The sequence below is a fragment of the Acinetobacter sp. 228 genome (genome assembly GCF_048147885.1).
Genome location: NZ_JAYWYV010000191.1, coordinates 1 through 1569, shown reverse-complemented (window position 1 = coordinate 1569; position 1569 = coordinate 1). Strand labels below are relative to the sequence as shown.

2 protein-coding genes are annotated in these 1569 nt (G+C 43.6%); both read left to right on the top strand.

The window, feature by feature from the left end:
• On the top strand, positions 1–533 hold a 533-nt coding region (locus VXQ92_RS17260), incomplete at its 5' end, for a phosphoribosyl-ATP diphosphatase (RefSeq protein ID WP_416682647.1).
• A 9-nt stretch (positions 534–542) separates the two neighbouring features.
• On the top strand, positions 543–1569 hold a 1027-nt coding region (locus VXQ92_RS17255; RefSeq protein ID WP_416682646.1), incomplete at its 3' end, for an AAA family ATPase.

Here is a 1569-nt window from a genome sequence, read left to right as displayed (position 1 = left end):
ATGGCGACGTGATTGTATTACAGGTTGAGCAACATGGCGGTATCGCATGTCATACAGGTCGTGAGTCTTGTTTCTACCGTAAACTCACCCCACAGGGCTGGGAAATTGTCGATGCACAGTTAAAAGACCCTACTGCAATTTATGGCGACAAAGCCAAAGCTGAAAGTCACGATCATGCTCATACTACTGAACAAGTGGATGTACTTGCTCACTTAGGGCAATTGATGCAAGAGCGTAAGCAAGCAGAAGCAGACACTTCATATGTTGCAAGCCTCTACAAAAAAGGCATCAATAAAATTTTAGAAAAAGTCGGCGAAGAAGGCGTAGAAACCATTATTGCTGCGAAAGACTACGCTGCTCAAAATACAGAAAGCAATTTAAATGACTTGATTTATGAAACTGCCGATTTGTGGTTCCATAGTATTGTCATGTTGGGTTATTTCGATCTTAATCCACAACTTATTATTGACGAGTTAGGTCGTCGTCAGGGTTTATCTGGTTTAGTTGAAAAAGCTAACCGCAATAAGGTTTAAAATCACTCAGTGTCGAATATCGAAAAACCTAAAGCCACCTATGAGCAAGCAATTGCCATAGATAACGCACGTCTTGGGCAATCATTTAAAGTGATTGCCTATGCTGGCACAGGTAAAACTACTACGTTACAAATGATTAGTGATGCCATGCCTGAACGGCGTGGTATGTATTTGGCTTTTAACAAAGCCATTGCTGGTGAAGCTCAAAACAAATTTCATCGCAATGTAGACTGCCGTACTTTTCACTCACTCGCCTTTCGCAGTGTGCCACGTGGCGTAACTGATAAATTACGTTTACCTCGCTTAAGCCCAAGCTTTATTGCAAAAGAATATCGACTAGAACCGATTACCTTACGTCGAATGATGGGTGGACGTTATGAAAAATACGTCTTAATGCCAAGTCGCCTCGCGAGTCTTGTCGCCAATGCGGTGAGCTATTTCTGTTCGACCAGTTCTCAATATCCAGCTCCTCGACATATTCAGGCGCCAAACTGGTTACATCCAGACGATATTACTGCACTTCAAACTCACCTTTACCCGGCAGTAGAACGCCGCTGGTTAGAGTCCATCGACCCAAACCATCAAGCCGGAATTGGTCATGATATTTACCTCAAACTTTGGGCATTGTCTGAGCCTAATATTCCGGCCGATTATGTCTTATTTGATGAAGCACAAGATGCTGACCCTTTAATGCTGGGTATATTACTTCGTCAAAAAAGTACTCAGGTTATTTATGTAGGCGATGCACATCAGCAAATCAACGCGTGGCGCGGTGCAGTAAATGCCATGCAACAGCTGCCTTTGCCAGAGTCTCGCCTAACGACCTCTTTTCGTTTTGGGGAGGCAATTGCCGATGTCGCCAATGCGTTATTAGGTGGCTTAAATGAGACAGTTCCTTTGCTTGGTAATCCGAACCAGAAATCAAGTGTAGTCAATAAACCGCATACAAAAATGCGTGATGCGATTTTGTGTCGTACCAATGCTCGCGCAATGGAGCTGTTATTGGCAGGCTTAGTTCACGGCGATAAAGTGAGTT